The sequence below is a fragment of the Kitasatospora sp. NPDC091257 genome (genome assembly GCF_044757675.1).
Lineage (GTDB): Bacteria > Actinomycetota > Actinomycetes > Streptomycetales > Streptomycetaceae > Kitasatospora > Kitasatospora lactacystinica.
In genome coordinates, this window is the sequence record NZ_JBIVVI010001907.1 from 1 (window position 1) to 1,021 (window position 1,021).

Here is a 1,021-nt window from a genome sequence, read left to right on the forward strand (position 1 = left end):
GGGCCTCGTACGGGCCTCGTACGGGCCTCAGCCGGGCCTCAGCCGGGCCTCAGCCGGGCCTCAGCCGGCGAAGCCGATCACCAGCCACATGAAGCCGACCCCGGCCACGGTGCAGAGCAGGGTGGTGCGCGAGGGGTGCGGGCTGTGCGCCTCGGGGAGGATGTCCGAGGTCGCCAGGTAGAGCAGGAAGCCGGAGAAGAAGCCCAGGTAGAGGCCGAGCAGGTGCGCCGGGATGGTGAACGCCAGGGTGATCGCCGCGCCGGACACCGGGGCCAGCGCGTCGGCGGCGAGCAGGGTCAGCGCCCGCCTCCGGTTGTTCCCGTACAGCCGGGTGATCGTGTACGTGTTGAAGCCGTCGGCGAAGTCGTGCGCGACCACCGCGATGGCCACCACCGTGCCGACCGTGGTGCCGGCCTGGAAGGCGGCGCCGATCGCGAAGCCGTCCATGACGCTGTGCCCGACCAGGGCCAGTGCGGCGGTCATCCCGACGCCCTGGTGCCCGACGGAGTGGGTGTGCCCGTGCTGGTGGCCGTGGGAGTGCGCGGCGTACTCACCCTCGTGGCCGCGGTGGATGGCGACCGCGCGCTCGATCACGTGGATGGTGAGGAAGCCGGCCGCGAACATCAGCAGCGCCTGCGGGACGCCGTGCAATTCGTTCGGGGCCTGGTGGATCGCCTCGGGCAGCAGGTCGAAGGCGACGACGCCGAGCATCAGCCCGGCGGCGAAGCCGAGCACCAGGTGGCGGCGGTCGCGGGTGCGCTGGGCCACGAAGCCGCCGACCAGGGTCATCAGGAACGCCGCGGCGGCGACCAGTACCGCGGTCATCGGGCCGACTCCGTCTCGGGTCCGGCCTGGTGGCCGGGGCCTTCACCGGGTGGTCCGCCGAGCGTGCTGCCCATTCCTCTCCCCCTGGGATCCGCCCGTGACCGGGCCGACCGCCGACCGTACCGGACGCCCGTTCGACGGTGATCACCCGGGGTGCCGGGCCCGACCGGGAGCCGTGCCCCCAGCCTCGGCCCGG

The 1,021-nt window shown here is 73.6% G+C and carries 1 protein-coding gene; it reads right to left on the bottom strand.

The features are described 5' to 3' along the window. Positions 1-60 precede the first annotated feature (60 nt). Positions 61-825, bottom strand: coding sequence for a ZIP family metal transporter (locus ACIQOV_RS42800; protein WP_380545014.1), 765 nt, complete (start codon positions 823-825; stop codon positions 61-63). Positions 826-1,021: the final 196 nt, after the last annotated feature.

Coding starts and splice junctions, on each gene's coding strand:
- ACIQOV_RS42800 (WP_380545014.1), bottom strand. CDS start 825: ATGACCGCGGTACTGGTCGCCGCCGCGGCGTTCCTGATGACCCTGGTC.